The organism is Methyloferula stellata AR4, from assembly GCF_000385335.1.
In the GTDB taxonomy this organism is placed as follows: domain Bacteria; phylum Pseudomonadota; class Alphaproteobacteria; order Rhizobiales; family Beijerinckiaceae; genus Methyloferula; species Methyloferula stellata.
The window spans coordinates 1,701,043-1,718,221 of sequence record NZ_ARWA01000001.1; the positions used below are offsets into that span (position 1 = coordinate 1,701,043).

General features: G+C 57.7%; 17 protein-coding genes. 7 read left to right on the forward strand and 10 right to left on the reverse strand.

The features are described 5' to 3' along the window. Positions 1-77: 77 nt before the first annotated feature. Both A3OQ_RS0108360 and A3OQ_RS0108365 read right to left on the reverse strand, forming a co-directional pair. On the reverse strand, positions 78-1,802 hold the full coding sequence (locus tag A3OQ_RS0108360) for a methanol/ethanol family PQQ-dependent dehydrogenase (RefSeq protein ID WP_026595638.1): 1,725 nt from the start codon (positions 1,800-1,802) through the stop codon (positions 78-80). A 60-nt stretch (positions 1,803-1,862) separates the two neighbouring features. Beyond that, entirely contained in the window at positions 1,863-2,462 is a 600-nt protein-coding gene (locus tag A3OQ_RS0108365; protein ID WP_020174930.1) for a QcrA and Rieske domain-containing protein, read from the reverse strand. A gap of 315 nt (positions 2,463-2,777) precedes the next feature. On the opposite strand from A3OQ_RS0108365, the gene A3OQ_RS0108370 reads away from it, so the two are divergent. The 6 genes from A3OQ_RS0108370 (at position 2,778) to A3OQ_RS0108395 (ending at position 10,274) form a co-directional block, all read left to right on the forward strand. Beyond that, entirely contained in the window at positions 2,778-3,575 is a 798-nt protein-coding gene (locus A3OQ_RS0108370; protein WP_040579958.1) for a (Fe-S)-binding protein, read from the forward strand. After that, positions 3,572-4,993 (forward strand): LutB/LldF family L-lactate oxidation iron-sulfur protein, encoded by a 1,422-nt coding sequence (locus A3OQ_RS0108375; RefSeq protein WP_020174932.1) that lies wholly within the window; start codon positions 3,572-3,574, stop codon positions 4,991-4,993. Before A3OQ_RS0108370 ends, A3OQ_RS0108375 begins: the two co-directional genes overlap by 4 nt. Next, complete coding sequence (locus tag A3OQ_RS0108380) at positions 4,990-5,643, forward strand: LutC/YkgG family protein (RefSeq protein ID WP_020174933.1); 654 nt, start codon at positions 4,990-4,992, stop codon at positions 5,641-5,643. The genes A3OQ_RS0108375 and A3OQ_RS0108380 overlap by 4 nt, the downstream gene beginning before the upstream one ends. A 140-nt stretch (positions 5,644-5,783) precedes the next feature. Further along, positions 5,784-6,527: an FCD domain-containing protein gene (locus A3OQ_RS0108385; RefSeq protein WP_020174934.1), complete on the forward strand. Its 744-nt coding sequence runs from the start codon at positions 5,784-5,786 to the stop codon at positions 6,525-6,527. Positions 6,528-7,011: 484 nt separating this feature from the next. Next, the gene (locus tag A3OQ_RS0108390; RefSeq protein WP_020174935.1) at positions 7,012-8,730 is read left to right on the forward strand and encodes a phospholipase C; all 1,719 of its coding nucleotides are present in this window, start codon (positions 7,012-7,014) and stop codon (positions 8,728-8,730) included. Between the two features lie 92 nt (positions 8,731-8,822). Next, positions 8,823-10,274, forward strand: a complete 1,452-nt coding sequence (locus A3OQ_RS0108395) for a cytochrome-c peroxidase (protein WP_020174936.1) — start codon at positions 8,823-8,825, stop codon at positions 10,272-10,274. A 68-nt stretch (positions 10,275-10,342) separates the two neighbouring features. Here the strand turns inward: A3OQ_RS0108395 and gspM are convergent, their stop codons facing one another. The 7 genes from gspM to gspG are packed head-to-tail and all read right to left on the reverse strand — an operon-like array spanning position 10,343 to position 14,933. Further along, positions 10,343-10,900, reverse strand: coding sequence for a type II secretion system protein GspM (gene gspM / locus A3OQ_RS0108400; RefSeq protein ID WP_020174937.1), 558 nt, complete (start codon positions 10,898-10,900; stop codon positions 10,343-10,345). A 3-nt stretch (positions 10,901-10,903) separates the two neighbouring features. Further along, entirely contained in the window at positions 10,904-11,959 is a 1,056-nt protein-coding gene (locus A3OQ_RS0108405; protein ID WP_020174938.1) for a PilN domain-containing protein, read from the reverse strand. Between the two features lie 8 nt (positions 11,960-11,967). Beyond that, entirely contained in the window at positions 11,968-12,906 is a 939-nt protein-coding gene (locus tag A3OQ_RS0108410) for a type II secretion system minor pseudopilin (protein ID WP_020174939.1), read from the reverse strand. Beyond that, positions 12,903-13,634, reverse strand: a complete 732-nt coding sequence (locus tag A3OQ_RS0108415) for a prepilin-type N-terminal cleavage/methylation domain-containing protein (RefSeq protein ID WP_020174940.1) — start codon at positions 13,632-13,634, stop codon at positions 12,903-12,905. Before A3OQ_RS0108415 ends, A3OQ_RS0108410 begins: the two co-directional genes overlap by 4 nt. A 1-nt stretch (position 13,635) precedes the next feature. Then, positions 13,636-14,097 carry a prepilin-type N-terminal cleavage/methylation domain-containing protein gene (locus A3OQ_RS0108420; protein ID WP_152428363.1) on the reverse strand — a complete coding sequence of 154 codons (462 nt, stop codon included), beginning with the start codon at positions 14,095-14,097 and terminating at the stop codon, positions 13,636-13,638. After that, positions 14,045-14,488: a prepilin-type N-terminal cleavage/methylation domain-containing protein gene (locus A3OQ_RS0108425; RefSeq protein ID WP_020174942.1), complete on the reverse strand. Its 444-nt coding sequence runs from the start codon at positions 14,486-14,488 to the stop codon at positions 14,045-14,047. The genes A3OQ_RS0108420 and A3OQ_RS0108425 overlap by 53 nt, the downstream gene beginning before the upstream one ends. Beyond that, positions 14,475-14,933 (reverse strand): type II secretion system major pseudopilin GspG, encoded by a 459-nt coding sequence (gspG, locus tag A3OQ_RS0108430; RefSeq protein WP_020174943.1) that lies wholly within the window; start codon positions 14,931-14,933, stop codon positions 14,475-14,477. Before gspG ends, A3OQ_RS0108425 begins: the two co-directional genes overlap by 14 nt. 42 nt (positions 14,934-14,975) lie before the next feature. On the opposite strand from gspG, the gene A3OQ_RS24680 reads away from it, so the two are divergent. Further along, a complete protein-coding gene (locus tag A3OQ_RS24680; RefSeq protein ID WP_020174944.1) occupies positions 14,976-15,158 on the forward strand; it encodes a hypothetical protein in 183 nt (60 codons plus the stop codon). Here A3OQ_RS24680 and A3OQ_RS0108440 read toward each other — a convergent pair. Then, positions 15,155-16,825 carry a GspE/PulE family protein gene (locus A3OQ_RS0108440; RefSeq protein WP_020174945.1) on the reverse strand — a complete coding sequence of 557 codons (1,671 nt, stop codon included), beginning with the start codon at positions 16,823-16,825 and terminating at the stop codon, positions 15,155-15,157. The genes A3OQ_RS24680 and A3OQ_RS0108440 overlap by 4 nt on opposite strands. Between the last annotated feature and the right edge of the window lie 354 nt (positions 16,826-17,179).

Genomic DNA, 17,179 nt, shown 5'->3' on the forward strand with positions numbered 1-17,179 from the left:
ACCTCAAAAAGAATGTGCGCCGCCTTGACCGGTCAGGAAAGGGCGGCGCACGAGAAGCAAGAAGGTGATCGAGCAGATCAGCTTTTTGGAAGTTTGAACACCCAGACCACACCGCCCTCAGGCACAACTGTCTTATGATTCAGCACGGCGTCGAAGGCGCCTTGCATGCGTTGGGAATCGACGCCCCATCCAGCTTGCACTGCGATATATTGAACGCCATCGACCTCAAAGGAGGATGGAACGCCGACGACACCCGAATTCGTCGGAAACTCCCAAAGCATTTTGCCGTTGGTGGCATCGAAGGCGTGGAACTTGCGGTCGTTCGTGCCGCCGCCAAAGACGAGATTGCCAGCCGTGGTCATCAAGGGACCCCAATTCATCTCGGGATAGGTGTGAACCCACGCCTGCTTTTTCGCGTTCAGATCCCAGGCTTGAACCTCTCCAATGTGGGTCTTCGACTCTTCGGTCATGCGAACATTGGTCAGAATATTGGGCAGCGAAACGCCGATATAAAGCTCGCCCCTGGTATATTTGGCGGTCTCGCCGGTGAGCTCCGAACAGAGATTATTGTTTGCCGGAACATAATAGAGGCCGGTGTCCGGGCTATAGGCTTCGGGCACCCAATCCTTGCCGCCCCACAGCGACGGACAGAAATGTACCGTCTTTCCGATGCCGGGTATTTTCGTCGGATCGTAAGTCGGCCGGCCGGTCTTCGGATCGATGCTTTTGAACACATCCTGTTTCACGTAAGGCCAAGCGTCGAGGAAGCTGATTTCGTCTTTCGAGCGTCCGAGAACCCAAAGATAGCCGTCGCGGCCGGCATGGACGAGTGCCTTCACATCATGGCCATTGCGTTTGACGTTGACCAGCAATGGCGCTGAGACCTCGTCCCAATCCCAGCCGTCGTTCGGATGATATTGGTGAAAGCCTTTGATCGCCCCAGTCTCCGCATCGAGCGCGATCACCGAGCTTGTATAGAGATTGTCGCCGGGGCGGGTTTCCGCCAGCCATGGGGCGGCGTTTCCTGTGCCCCAATAGGCAAGTCCTGTGTCCTTGTCGTAGGAGCCTGTGATCCAGATCGAACCGCCGCCATGTTCATATTTTTCCGGCGGCCAGGTATCGCCGCCGGGTTCGCCCGGCGCCGGGACCGTGTAGGTTTGCCAAAGCTTTTCGCCGCTATCTGGATCATAGGCGGCGATAAAGCCGCGAACGCCATATTCGCCGCCGGAAGCGCCGACCATGACCTTGCCCTTCACGATCAGAGGCGCCAGCGTCGAGTAATATCCATCGTGCCAATCGGCGATCGGCTTGACCCATAGCTCTTCGCCGGTCACCGCATCGAGAGCGACCAAATTGGCGTCGGTGGTCAGCAGATAGAGCTTATTGCCATAGAGAGACACGCCGCGGCTTGTCGGATGCAACTGGCTCAATTCCGGCGGAATCTGTTTTTTATAGTGCCATAGTTCGCGGCCGGTCGTGGCTTCAAGTGCGATGACCTGATTGTTCGGCGTGGCAACATACATGTAGCCGTTGTTCACGATCGGCGGCGCTTCGTGACCTTCCAATTCTCCCGTGGAATAGGCCCATGCTACCTCGAGCTTCGACACATTCTTGTCGGTGATCTGCTTTAACGGACTATAGCCCCAGCCTTCATAATTGCCGCGATACATCAGCCAATTTTGCGGTTCTGGCGACGCAAGCCGTGCGTCCGTGACGGGCGTGTAAGCGGCAAGTTGCGCCCACGCCGTCATTGGCATCGGGAGGAGCATTGCTCCCGTCATAAGTAGCTGCTTGAGTTTCATGCTTTCCTCCCACCAGAGCTATTTTGCTCTTGATTTTCTCATTGATGATTATGCTGATGTTCAGGCTCTCGCGGCTCCGGGAGAAGCGCTGAAATGGCCGGCGACGACAAGCTCGTCTTCCTTCAATGCAAGCGGCAGCGTCGGCAGACTGCGCGGTGCGGGACCCGAGATGACGCGGGCGGCTTTCAACGGCGCATATTTGGAGAAATGGCAAAAGCAGAGAAGGTCGCGACTATCTGGCGCTGGCGCCCATTCGCTCACTTCGCAGCCCTGATGCGTGCAAATCGCGGAGAAGGCGAGAACACCGCCAGCGGCGCGTTTCTGGGTCTCCGCATCCATTTGCGCGGGATCGAAATAGACCAATAACACCTTGTTCAAGCGCGACTCTGAATGAACGGTGTTGGTCGCCGCATCATAGGGATAGGCAATGACGGGCTTGGCGGATTTTTCTATATCGGAGACCCGCAGGGGCGTGTAGGTGCCTTCGTCCGTTACGCGAACGAGGTGATCTCCCAGATTGGGAAAGGGGGCCTCTGCGGCAGCCGCGGGCCTTACGACCGAGGCTGCGACAGCCCCCATGGCGAGCTGCAATGTCTCGCGCCGGGCGAAGCAAGGCACATCGCTAACGAGGCTCAAAGAGCGCGGCTTTTTGGACGCCAATCATCCCTCCTCTATGGCATTTATCGCGAAGCTTTATGTGCAGCTTCTTCGAAGTCGGTGGGCAGGCTTTTGTTTTCTGTTCGACTGCTTCTTCGTCAGACGATCAGAGCCTTTTGCCGTAAGCTTTGGTCAAATTCCGTTTGCGTGGATATAGGTGTCCGCGCCTATTTGGTTATATCACATTACCACTAGAAACTTGCCTCTTGCCGCTATGATTGCCGGGTCCGTCGAGGCCGTCAACTCTGCCTTTATAGCCAATTGACATGGTCTGGTAAATATATTTTACCAATAAGGCTTTACCCGAGCCTGGACCCTATGTCGTTTTCTCCTTCATCCCAGACAGGCGTTTCCGGGCGACCGCGCGTTGGGTTGTTCGTCACCTGTCTCGTCGATCTCATTCGCCCGCGGATAGGCTTCGCGGCGATTGCCCTGCTTGAGCGCGCGGGTTGCGAGGTCGCGGTTCCAAAGGCTCAAACATGCTGCGGTCAGCCTGCCTTCAATTCCGGTGCAAGCGATCACGCCCGTGCGCTTGCCAAAAATCTCATCAAAGCTTTTGAGCCGTTCGATTATATCGTCATACCGTCGGGCTCCTGCGCCGGCATGATCAAGATTCATTACAAGGAGCTTTTCAAAAACGAACCCGCATGGCGCGATCGCGCGACCGCCTTGGCCGACCGAACTTATGAACTTCTCAGTTTCCTGACCGACGTGCGGTCCTACAAACCGGCTGGCTTATCGCTCGATGCTGTCGCCACCTATCATGATTCCTGTTCGGGCCTTCGGGAGCTTGGAATTGAAAAGCAGCCGCGGCAGCTGCTCTCGACAGTGCAAGGGCTTTCGATAAAGCCCTTGGCCGGGCACGATGTCTGTTGCGGATTTGGCGGGACGTTTTGTGTGAAATATCCGTCGATTTCCAATGCCATTGTCGACGAAAAAGCCCGCGATATCGAGGCGACGGGTGCCGATCTCCTGATCGGCGGCGATCTCGGCTGCCTCATGAATATGGCCGGCAAGCTTCATAGAAATGGATCGAAGGTCCGCGCCTTCCATGCGGCCGAGGTCATCGCTGGCATGGCCGATGGTCCCGCGCTTGGCGAGGAAGCCCCGTCTTGACTGCGGAAATCAGCCTCAAGCCCTTCAAGACGCGGGTCGAGGAAGCTTTAGCGAACCGGACCTTGAAGGTCGCCATTGAGCGAACGACCGGCACGGCACGGCTGAAACGCGCGGCGGCCGTCTCGACATGGCCGAATTTCACCGGCGCGCGGGATCTCGGCCGGCGCATCAAAGATCACGTCACGTCCAATCTCGATCATTATTTGATGGAGTTCGAGCGCAACGCGCTCGCGTCCGGGGCGAAGGTGCATTGGGCCTCGACCTCCGAGGAAGCCTGCAAGATCGTCGTCGATATCTGTCAGGCGGCCAATGCGAAATCCGTCACCCGTTCGAAATCGATGCTTGGAGAAGAAATAGGCCTTCCGCTGGCCCTCGAAAAGGCCGGGATCACCAGGGTCGAGACGGATCTCGCCGAGCACATTGTGCAACTTGCGGGCGACAGGCCCTCGCACATCATCTGGCCGGCATTGCACCGCACGCGCGAGGAAGTCGCCGAGCTTTTCCGCAAGCATCATCGCACGCCGCAAAACAGCGACGAGATTCCGGCGATGGTTTCAAGCGCGCGCCGTCAGCTCCGCGAAGCTTTTTTGCGCGCCGATGTCGGCATCTCCGGGGCAAATTTCCTGATAGCCGACAGCGGTGCCATCTGTACGGTGACGAATGAGGGCAATGCCGAATTAACGACGACGATTCCGCGCGTCCATATCGTGACAGCGGGTATCGAAAAGCTGGTTCCCTCGCTTCGGCACGCGATGGTTCTTTTGCGTCTTCTCGTGCGATCGGCGACGGGGGCCGATTTCACGCAATACACGACGTTTCATTGCGGACCGAAAAGGCCGGGCGATGCGGATGGGCCTGAAGAGTTCCACATCGTCCTCGTCGACAACGGCCGCACCAATATGCTGGGTGGCGATTTAAACGACATGCTGCGATGCTTGCGGTGCGGTGCCTGCATGAATCACTGTGTCGTTTATCGCCAAATCGGCGGCCATGCCTATGGCGGCACTTATCCTGGTCCGATGGGATCCGTGCTCACGCCCGAACTCGATGGACTGGCAGAGTCGCGCGATCTCGTTCACGCTTGCACATTGAACGGCAATTGCCAGCAAGTCTGCCCTGTCGACATTCCGCTGCCGACTCTTCTGCGCGGTTGGAGAGAAAAAAGCTGGCATGAAGGACTGGAGCCTCAATCCGTCAGGCAGGCCCTTTGGTTATGGGCCTTTGTCGCCCGCCATCCTTCTATCTACAGGACGGCAACGGCTGCGGCCGTTCGTGTTCTGCGGCTTTTTGGAAGGGCCGGTTGGATCAGCTCCATGCCAATGATCAAGGGTTGGACGAGTTATCGCGACTTTCCAAAACCTGCCTCCCAAACCTTCATGCAACAATACAAGGCGGCTCAACGCCGCGACCGCGTATGACAAGTCGCGACATCATTCTCGAAAGAGTGCGGCGCGCGTTGCATCGCGACGGCGTCAGTCCCGATTCTGTGACGGCGATTGCCGAATCCCTTTTATTGGAACCAGAGCTCGGACGCCCGCCTATGCCTGACGGCGATCTTCGCAGCCTTTTTGCGTCGAGGGTCACGCTTCCCCAGATCGGTGCGACCGTCTGCGTGGTGAAGGATTTTCGCGAGGTGCCCGCGGCCGTGCGCGCCTATCTCGCAGAACATGGCGCCGAAGGTCCGGTTGCCCTGCAGCAAGATCAGGATCTGATGCGCCTCGATTGGGGCGGCTTGACGTTCACGTCCACGATTTCGCCCGATCAAATGGTCGCCATCCAAAAAGCTCTTTGGGGCATTGCCGAAACAGGCACGCTTGTTTTCCATTCCGCGCCGAACTGCGCGACGCTGTTTTCCTTTCTGCCGCTCCATCACATCGTCATTCTCGAGGCCAAGCGCATAGTGGCTTACCTTGAAGACTATGCGATTGAAGCAGGCCATATGGCGGTTCCCCGCAACGCAAACCTCATAACAGGGCCGAGTGGAACGACGGATATCGAGGGCTCGCTGGTGCGCGGCGCGCATGGACCTGGATTTCTTCACATCATCATTGTGGATGAGCGGGATTGAGTGCCATCACTGGGCGACAAGGCGATCCAGCTGGTCGAAATTGCGCTGAAAAGCACAACCTCGACGGCTCCTGGTAAAATAATATATCCTGCGGGAATCTTGCCGCATCCAACGAGGTTAGAATGGCGGAGATAAAGGTTATGCGTATTGCAGATGCTGTTGCCCAGCATTTGCAAACCATGATTCTCGAAGGTGTGATCAGGCCGGGAGAGAAACTGACCTCGGAACGGGAGTTGGCCGAGAAATTGGGTGTTTCAAGGCCGACACTGCGCGACGCTCTGGCTCAGCTCGAGGAGAAGGGGTTGGTGAGCACGTCGAAGGCAGGCACGGTCGTGACCGCGTTTTTGACACCGCTTTCCGATCCTCTATCGAAGCTTTTCAGCGGCGACGAAAGGGTCGCGGCTGATTACTTCGAATATCGCCGATTGGTCGAAGCTCATGCCTGCGGGCTTGCGGCCGTCAGAGCAACGCAAATCGACCGGGCGCAAATCACGCAATGTCTTGAGGCGATCAAACTCGCGCATCAATCCGACGATGCGCATGCGGAAGCCCAAGCCGACACGAATTTGCATCTCGTGATCTATGAAGCGGCCCACAACGTCATCGTGCTGCATATCATGCGGATGTTCAGCGATATGTTGCGCAATGGCATCTTCTATCATCGCGAACAGCTTTATCGCCGTTTGGGCGTCAGGGACCAACTCATGGCGCAGCATCTGGAAATCGGCGAAGCTATTTTATCCGGCGATCGCGCACGGTCGGAAGCTGCCGCCTTTCAACATATTCAATTTACCTGTGAGACGGTTGAACAAATCACCCGCGACGAGCAGCGACTGGAAGCCTCTTTGCGCAGGATCGACCGCGAAGACTTGCTAGCTGATTAAAAGGACCGGCTGCGTCGTGACGGACCAACGCGATGACGCAAGACTTCCAGCACGCGACTTTGGGCCCATCCGGAAATCCCTTCGGCAGAATTCGCGACCGCACCTTCGCGTATCGCCATACCGCAAACCTCGCACGCGGTGTAATTTCGTATCGATTTTTGAACGCGGCCTCCCGTTTTTGATCAATCAATGTTGAAGAGGTATCTCGTGCCGTCCGCCATATCTGCGAACGTTTAATCGATATCGAAATCATAGTGAGAACAACTCAGACGCAGCCATGATGAGCGATGACGATCGTGTCATAAGCGCGTCGATCAAAACCGTAAACTTGCATATCGGAGAACCCAAAGCATTTTAGTCGACAAACGCTATGTATCGTCATCCGTATGTCACCGCTTAATCCTAAAACGCCGCCGCTCGCGGATGCCGTTTCTGTTTCAGACAGCAATGTTTCGTTCGCTTTCACATTCCTTGAGAGACTCCCATGCGACGGCACACCAACAAGGCGGCGTTCGCCTTTTTTTTGTCTATGCTGCTCACCGCCAATGGCGGCAGCCCGGCTTTGAGCGCCGATGATTCATTTGTACCGCCGGGTGGATTCCCCGGCCATGACGGTGGCTTCCCGGGCCATGAAGGTAAGCCGCAAACGAAGACTCCCATCAAACATGTGGTTGTCATTTTTGGAGAGAACATATCCTTCGATCATTATTTCGGCACTTACCCGAACGCGACAAATCCGGCTGGCGAACCGACGTTCACCGCCAAACCTTCCACGCCGAAGATCAACGGGCTTACCAAGGCGCTGTTGAACAACAATCCGAACTTGACCAATACCGCTAATGGCACCGGAGCGGCCAATCCGTTCCGTCTCGACCGTTCGCAGGCCGTCACGCAAGACCAGAACCACGCTTACGGGCCTGAAGAAGAGGCCTTCGATGACGGCAAGATGGATCTGTTTCCGAAGTACACTGGTAACGCCGGAACCGGCGGCACGGGCGCCTTTAACACGAAGGGCCTCGTGATGGGCTATTATGACGGCAACACCGTCACCGCGCTGTGGAACTATGCGCAGCACTTCGCGATGAACGATAATTCATACAGTTCGCAATTCGGTCCATCCACGCCCGGTGCGATCAATCTCATCTCCGGCCAGACCAATGGCGCCGTGGGTCACGCTCCCAGCAATGGCAGTTCGACCAACACCATCAATAACATCGTGGCCGACGGCCAAGGTGGATATACAATGTATGGTGACAGCGATCCCTTCGGCGACGTCTGCTCCTCGACCACTGCCGCCACGACCTCGATGACCGGAAAGAACATCGGTGATCTGCTGAATGCCAAGCACATCACGTGGGGTTGGTTCGAAGGCGGCTTCGATCTGACCCTGACGAACGCTAACAGCACGACCGGCTGCAAGCGGAGCTCGACCTCGGCTACGCTCAACAACGCTTACACGGCCGACTATATCCCGCACCATCAGCCGTTCCAATATTATGCGTCAACGCAAAATCTCGCCCATACTCGGCCATCTTCGGTCGCAGCCATCGGCACGTCGAATGACGGTGGCGCCAACCATCAATACGACAGCCATGACTTCTTCGACGCCCTCAATGCTGGCAATATGCCCGCGGTATCCTTCCTCAAGGCTCCGGCCTTCCAGGATGGGCACGGCGGCTATTCGGATCCGCTCGATGAGCAGGATTTCATCGTCAGCGCTGTTAATGCCGTCAAGCAGAGCAAGTTCTGGGATGACACTGCGATCATCGTCGCTTATGACGACTCCGACGGCTGGTATGATCACGCCAACCATGTGATCAACCCATCCACCAGTGCTCAGGACACCCTTGAATCAACGGGCGTCTGTGCTCCGCTCGACAGCAGCGCCACATATACCCCGGGCACGCCCCCGGCGAGCGCTCTGCCCGGCCTCAAAGGTTTGCCGGTCAATGGCCGCTGCGGCTATGGCACGCGTCAGCCTCTGCTCGTGATCTCGCCTTTCGCGAAGCACAACTTCGTCGATCATACTGTGACAGATCAGGCGTCGATCACGCGCTTCATCGAAGACAATTGGTTGGACGGTCAACGGATCGGCCAGGGCTCCTATGATAAGATCGCAGGGCCGCTTGACAATATGTTCGACTTCTACCAGTCCCCGCTCGCGAGACTGTTCCTCGACCGCTTCTGGGGCACGATCCGCTAAGCGCACTGTCTTAAATGAAGGCTTGGGGCAGATGGCGCAATCCATCTGCTCCAAGTCGCGGCCTACATCTCTCAATCATCAGTAAGTGTCCGATGACGCGTTTCCCGGAATTCTTGCAGACCTCCTTCCGCACTTGGTTTCTGCGGCGGGCTCTTTTGGTGTCCTCGGCCATCGCAATTCCTTTCGCTGGCGTCATTTTAGTGTGCGACGGTGCAAGGCATGCAGCCCCCGCCGCTGCCTCAGGTCAGGCAGAATCCATCGAACGGCCCGCGGCCAGCGCGGCATCGGCGGCGCCCGGCCCATCCACGGAGCTTTCGGCGCTCGCGCAACTCGGCCGGAAAATGTTTTTCGATCCGTCGCTGTCCGGTTCCGGCCAGCTTGCCTGCGCATCGTGCCATAGCCCTGCGAACGCTTACGCCCCGGCGAATGGACTGGCCGTGCAACTTGGCGGCCCCGATCTGAAAAGCGCGGGCGTACGGGCGGTGCCGTCGCTTACCTATCTTGAGCACACGCCGAATTTCACGATCGGTCCCAACCCTCAGATGCCCGATAGCGATCAGCTGCAGCAGGCCGTCGCGCCGGCCGCCGACGTGAAGGTTGCCGCTGTCGCCAAGGCTGACCCCAACAGCACCGTGCTCGCCGCCGCCGAAGCGAATATTCCGCAGGGCGGCCTCGATTGGGACGGCCGGGCCGATACGATCCAAAGCCAAGCGCGCGGGCCATTGCTCGATCCCAACGAGATGAATAATCGCAATGTCGACGAAGTGCTCGACCGCCTCAAGCATGCCGTTTATGCGGATGATATGAAGCAATTGTTCGGGGCGCAGATTTTCAGCCAGCCAGCGCTTGCATTGGATGAAGCGCTTTTCGCGCTGGTCCGTTTCCAGCTGGAAGATCCGAGCTTCCATCCCTACAGCAGCAAATATGATGCCTATCTCGCCGGAAAGATGGTGCTCGACGAGGCGGAAGCGCGCGGTCTCAAGCTCTTTGAAGATCCGAAAAAGGGCAATTGCTCATCTTGCCACATCGATAAGGCATCGCGCGACGGATTGTTCCAGCCCGCGTTCACCGACTACCAATTCGAGTCCTTGGGTGCGCCCCGCAATCGCAATATTCCAGCCAATAGCGACTCGCATTATTACGATCTCGGGCTGTGTGGTCCGCTGCGCACGGACTATGCCGATGCCGCCGCTTACTGCGGCTTGTTCAAGACGCCGACTTTGCGCAATGTGGCGACACGCAAAGTATTCTTCCACAATGGCGTCTTTCATTCGCTCGACGAGGTCATGCACTTTTACGTGGAGCGCGAAACCAATCCGGGCAAATGGTATCCGAAGCTCGCGAACGGCAACTTCGATGTCTACAACGATCTTCCGCCGCAATATAAGCAAAACGTCGATGTGGCAGACGCGCCCTTCGACCGCAAAGCAGGCGACAAGCCGGCGCTCAACGATGCGGAAATCGCCGATGTCATCGCTTTCCTGAAAACTCTGACCGATGGCTATGAAATCGAGCGGCCCAAGACCGCAGGCGCGGCTCAATAGGGTGGTTTGAATTCATCAGGAATCCCCAACCCATTCGACCGCTGGCAAATGCTGCCTTTACGAACAGCTCAACGCGCCGTTTGGTGCCACAGGGCTCTCAAATTCAATGTGACTTTCATCATCGGCGCGGACGCCGCATGGGCGTTCGCCGCATTGGGCGATTGTAAAACCAGAGAATCGACGAAAACATAGGGTGTTCCGGTCTCGAGTTTATAGAGCAACTCTTGAAGGGCATCGTAGCCGATACCTAAGGCTGCTTGAATTCGCACAACGTCTTGAGTGTCGGTGTGTGTGATCGGCTGAACGGCCGATGAGACGAGACTGGCTTGCTGATCCGCCGCGACCTGCGCGAGATAGGCTTCAAATTGGGCGCTTGCGAGCCCGGACGTTTGCGCCTCGAAAAAAGCGCTGCTGGGAGCGGCCGTCATGGCGTCGCCAGTACGGCCCTTGGTGCCGAGGCGCTGATGCGCGGCTTCCACCCGCGCAAAGACATTTTGAGCGTCGGCCAATTCCTGTTGAGCATTCGATCGCGTTGTCAATGACAGCGCGGGTACGGCAATGGCGGTGACAAGCAGAAGCAGAAGCAGGGCAACCGCGACAGTTTGCTCACGATCGATCTTCGGCATAGATCAGTCCCCGATAGGCTGAGGATGGTTATCGACACGCGCTTCGATATAAAATCTGAAAAGCGCGCTGCCTTGGTCTTTGGTCGTCGGTGCGAAAAAATGCACTTCGGAAAAGCGGCCCGATCGCTCAAGCGCCCCGACCAGAGATGGCGCGTCCGTCGCCAATCCATTGATTCGCAGCGTCGTGTTTTCGAGATGGATCTCGGTCAGATAAGCACTATCTGGAAGCGCCCGCGCCAGAAATTCGAGGATCAGCACTGTGACGGGCGTGTTCTCTTTCATGGCCCAGGCGCGTTGTGGGGGATTCAGTCCCGTCATATCCAGCTTTCGCGATGATTGACCTTGCCGTTGCAGCGATTGCGTTTGCGCGACGACGTCGGCGCTTTCAGTCGAAATCGCATTCGCTGAATAGAGAGCCCATAGACTTATGCCAGCGGCGAGCAAAAGGATCGCGGCAAGACCGGCGCCGATCATGCTCTGCGGGCTCCAGGCCTGTCCCTTCGCGCGCTCCGCCGGCCGTGTCCACAAAGTAATCAAGGTGCCTTTGCCGCCATCTTCCTTTCGCGCCACGATGCGATTTGGCGGAAGCCCGCTCGCCGTCAATTCGTCGCACAGGGTTTCGAGCGTCGCGCGCGCGGCGATCAGCACGGTGACATTAAGGGTTCCCGCATCATTGGAGCCGGGCTTCGCATCGACCCCATAAAATATTTGCGCCAGCGGCCAAGGCGACAGGCGTTCGAGTTGATTGCGCACGATGCCGGATAAAAACTCGCGCGCCTGAGCTGGAACCGTGAGTTGCCGGGGGATAATCTGGCTCGGAGCAATCTCGAAAATGACGAAGTGGTTGCGCAACGCCTGAGCGATCGCTGCCGGCATTTTTGTCCCGGCTGCGATCTTGGCGATGATTTCGCCATGTGTCGCGTTGGAGCGGCGAAGCACAAAGTCGGTGTCTTGCCGCGTCACGATTATGGATTTGCGAGCGCGCGACACATCTTGCCACGCGACGACAAGCCCCGCGAGCGTATCGAGCCATCGTGTGAGGACAATGGGAAGCTGCATCATTTTCCTTAAAATTGGTTGCCGATGCGGGCGATGCGTCTTTCCGATCCGCGCACGGGAGTCCAGGACAATACGCGATAGGGTTGCCGATCATCGGGCACCGCAACGATGACCGCCTTGGCACCTGTCGTGTAACCATCGGGAAGCGTGACTGTCAGTTCGGCCAAGGCAACGGGCCGGCCTTGCCAGCTCACATAGTCTTTCGCGCCGCTCAAAAGCTGTTGGAGCCAGTCTCCGGCGGCAGACGACTTGCCGCGGGCTGCGAGAAAGGCCGAAAGCTGCGTTTCGCTCAGACCCGGCAAAGCCGCCAAGACGTCGGCGGAAGCCGTGATCGCATTCACCTTGTCGCTTCCAAATACTGTCGCCAGAGGCATGATCGCCGAGAGATAGGCGGGCGTCATTCCGGAGATCTGCGCCAGTTGATGGATGTCGGTGAAAGTCCGCAAGCTGTTGTCGTTCTTCGCGCTTGAACTTTGAGGCGGCTGACCCGGAGATGTGGGAGCAACATTTGTCTGTTGCGGAGCGGCCGGCGATTTGCCTCCGGCATCTTGCAGGCGCAGAGCATCGATCGATTTTGCGATGAGGTCTGCGTCTTGACCGGCACCAGCCGACCGCAGCAGTGATGACAGGACCTTCACGGGGGCCTTGTTTATATCGATACGGCCGCCTTCGTCGCTGAGATGAATTTGCACCGAGCCTGTCGAGACGATGATTTGGGTGTCTCGTTCCGTCAAAGCCGCGTCATCCAATTTCGCGACGATGCCGCCGGAAAGTTCGAGACCCGCGTTGAGCAATGCGTCGGCCCTGGTTCTATCGCGGTCGAGCGCGACGATATTTGCAAGGCCGCGAAAATTCGTCGACGCAGCCATGGCGAGCGCGGAAATCAAAGCGATTGCCCAAAGCACGGTAACGAGAATGAATCCTTTACGCGAATCGCTGCCGTTCATTGCGCACCTCGCGGATTGGGCTGAGGATCTCTTGATTTCGATGCCGGGTTCGCGTTGGTTGCGATCGAAAGACATTCCTTCTCGCCGCCGGCGCAGGTCGCGGGGGCATCGGCGCGAATCGGAAATATGGCGCCGGTCAGGATTGCCGCCCCCGTGCTGTCTCGCAAATTCAATCGCACGGAATGGGGAAGGCCATTTTTTCCATCCCAGTCGCCATGCCAAACAAGCTGATCGTCTTCCGTCAGTTCTGAAAAGCTGAAGGAAGCTTCAAACGGCCCCTTGAGCAAGATGACGGGGTCCTCGAGATGCGCATCCCGTAAAAGCAGCCGCGGACCGGGCCAAGCGGCGCGCCGCCGCACGATTTGCGAAAAGCCGTCGCCTAATTCCACCGCGATGCTGACGACCTCTTCGCCGTGCAGGCCGGCCCCAGTAACGAAAACCACTTCGCTCGCACTGCTCTGGCCAGCTGGCGCTTCTGAAAAAGCGGCTTCGAGACCGCTCGCGGTCTTTTGCAGTACAAAGCGGGCCGCTCCGAAATCATGGGCGAGACTATTGATGGCCAGCGCAAGCTGCTCGCTCTGATCGACGGCGCGTGTCCCGCGATCGAAGAAAAAAACGCTTTGATGCATGAGTACGCCCGTCGAAACAATGATCGCGGACGCGATCGCAAGCGCAGCGAGCGTCTCGATCAACGTGAAACCGGCGGTGCTTTTTGCTTCGGCCTTCATGTCAGTTGAATTCTCCGAGCCGCCTGGTTTCCGCCGTCACGATCTTATCGGCGCTCCAGGACACTTGCGCCGTTACGCGAAGAAGAGACCAATTATGTTCGGCCTTTTTCTTCGGGTCCGCGTGCGGCGTGTCGAATGACATGGCCTCTGCCGTGACCGGTTCGATGAAGACGCGCCATCTTAGGCCGTCACTTTCGCCTTGCCGCAGACCCAGTTCGGGGTTGACGCGATCGAAAGGCGTCTCGAGCAGAGACCGCAAAAGAAGTTCTGCTCTGACCTGGCCGTCGCCCTGCAACAGAATGTGCCGGCTTTGAAACATCAGCGGCCCCAAAACGGTTGCGAAGGCGAGCAGGAGAGACAAGGAGACGAGGGCCTCGATCAATGTGAAGCCCGCCCGCCGTTCCGCACGATCATTGCGCCTTGATGGCGACGCCGCCTGTGTACCAATTGATGCGGACTTCATAGGCGACCCCCTCGCGGGAAAATTTGAGCGCACCGCCCGACGATGCACCGTCCGGATGGAAAACAGCGACCGCGACAAGTCCGGACCACACCTCGGCCGTACCAAGGATGTCGATCGATACGTCGCTTGGAATCAGGACCTGATCGCCGCCGTCGCCGACCAGGACGCGATGCTCGCCATCGAGCGCGACATGCCGGTCGCCGCCTGTGAGAATGGCGACGAGACGCTCGCGGCGAAGCAGGCTGACGGTGTTCATGACGACCGCCTTCAGTCCGGGCCGTCCTGTGCCGGGAATAAATGTCACGACGAGGGCGGCGACCAAAGCGATGATCATCATCACCGCCATCATTTCGATGAGGGTGAAGCCGGCCCTGGCCTCAGCGTTGGACATGCGACGTGTCCGCGGCCGTGTTCATGCCGCCCCCGTGCCCATCGGGACCCATCGAGACGATCTCGTAGGGTGGCATGCGGTCGTTTGCCAGGTGATATTGATAGGCGTGGCCCCAAGGGTCCATCGGGACGCGGCCGCCTTTGACATAAGGCCCATTCCAAATTTCGACTCCCGTGGGGCGCTCCGCAAGGGCGCCCAGGCCTTCCGAGTCCGTCGGATAGCGCCCGACATCGACATAGAAGAGATCAAGCGCCGAACTGAAACTCTCAATCTGCAATCTCGCCGTCTTCACCCTTGACTCGCCCAGATAGGAAAGCACCCTGGGTCCGACGAGCCCGAGGATCAAGCTGATGATCGTGAGCACCACCAGCATTTCGATCAGCGTATAGCCGGCACTCGCCCGGCTGAAGATGCGGTCGATCCGCGGTGAAACAGTCCGAGGCATGGTAGTCATAACGCGAGCTCCGTGATGCTGAGGAGGGCACTCATGATGGAAACGATGAGGGTGCCGACGATGAGGCTGACCGCGACGATGGTCGATCAAAAAATAACCAAGATATTCAACACGCTTGATCACTTCATCGCGCGACGGCGCATCGACTTCGCCCGAGACGATTTCGCCGGAGGTGGTCATGGCACGAAATCGGAATTGCGGCATCTTCGTCTCTAAAGGCTCATCGTCACGCGGAAGACTTCATCGATGGTCGTCAGGCCCGTCCTGCATTTCGAGATTCCATCTTCGGCCATGGTCGTCATGCCTTCCCGGCGTGCCACGGTTTCAAGTTCCGCGGCATCGCATCTCGGACCGATCGACTGTCTGACCGCGGCCGATACTTCCATGACCTCGAAGACGCCTTGACGGCCGCGAAAGCCGGAGAATCCGCACCATTCGCAGCCCTTCGGATGATGAACGACATCGCCCTTCTGAAACCCCAAGGCCTCGTAGCGCTGATCCGCGGCGAGGTCCTTCAACGTGAGCTCGTGCGATTGTTTGCAATCCACGCAAAGGGTGCGCACGAGGCGTTGGCCGATGATCACCTTAACGGATGAGGCCAGAAGAAAGCTCTCGATCCCCATATCGATCAGACGGGTGATCGCGCCGGCGGCCGTATTGGTATGCAGCGTCGTCAGCACAAGATGCCCCGTCAGAGCCGCATGGACGCCCATATGCGCGGTCTCGGCGTCTCGCATCTCGCCGACCATGATCACGTCCGGATCTTGACGCAGAAAAGATCGCAACGCGGACGCGAAGGTCAAACCGATGGAAGGATGGACCTGGGTCTGGTTGATGCCGGGAATTTGATATTCGACCGGGTCTTCGATGGTGAGTATCTTGCGCGTCGGCAGATTGAGATTGGCCAGCGAAGCGGCAAGTGTCGTGGTCTTGCCAGAGCCTGTCGGGCCCGTCACGATAATCATGCCGAAAGGAAGCTGCAGAGCATCGCACAAAATTTTCTCGTCGCGCGGCAAGAGGCCGGTCTGACTTAAGGTGACGAGTCCTGATCCTTTGCGGAGCAAACGGATGACCGCGCTTTCGCCGTGCGTTGTCGGCATTGTCGCGACGCGGAGATCGACTTCCGCCCCGCCGACATTAATATAGGTGCGTCCGTCTTGCGGCAGCCGCCGTTCGGTGATGTTCAGGCCGGCCATGATTTTGAGCCGCGAGAGCAAACCCTTGGCCATGCTTAAGGGCGGTGCCGGAATCGCCTTCAAAAGGCCGTCTACACGCAAACGGATCTGCAAGGCACCCGTAAAAGGCTCGATATGAAGATCCGTCGCGCGCTGCTCGACAGCGAGGCGCAAGAGATCATCGAGCGCGCGAACGACAGGCGCCCCGCGTGCCAGATCGCGTAGATCGTCCAGATTGTCCGACGCGGCGGCTATCGTCTCTGAAGGTTCCTCGGCCGTGAATTTGGCATCTTGTGTGGTCGCCAGAGCCGCTTCGAGATCGTCATTGGTCGCAACGGCAATCGTCACCTTGCGGCCGAGAGCGACCTCGATCGCATTCAATGTTTCAGTATCGACCGGCGTTGCGACGGCCACCATCAGCCGTCCATCGGCATCGCTATATGGAAACAGGCGGCCTTCCCGCAGAAAGCGCGGCGACAATTCGGCTCCGGCAAAGCGATCGCCAATAAGCTCGGCACGTTGGACGCGGTTGCATGCATAGAATGATGCAAGCTCGTCGGCGAAGGCAGTCGGTGATAGCTTTGTCAGGCCGATCCAATCGGACTCGCCGCCCGCGTCGAGACTCCGGCTGCTCACATGGGTTTCGCGCGCCTGCCCGCCGCGCAATATTCCCTTGTTCGTGAGATGCTCGATAAAATCGCTTTGCAAAACGACAGATCCGATTGTTGCCTTGCACCACTGCTACCCGATGACCAGAACGCGATCGGCGTCTCTTTGATCGCGCTCTTCTTCGGTGAGCTAGATGACTCGATGCGCTGAAGACGCTGACGTTCTTCTGCATGGAAAAGCGCAGGCGCGATCTAGACCGAAAGAGATGTCAGTTTCACGACATGCACTGCAAATTGCGTTGCCATATATGTCGCTATGCGCTTGTCGATTCACGTGCATGGTATTCAGGAATTTATAATTTCGAATTGCGATACCGTCGGAAGATTCAATACCGGGCGTAAAGCGATACCTCTAAAACGCAAGTTCATTTCAGCGGTGGCCAATTTTTTTTGC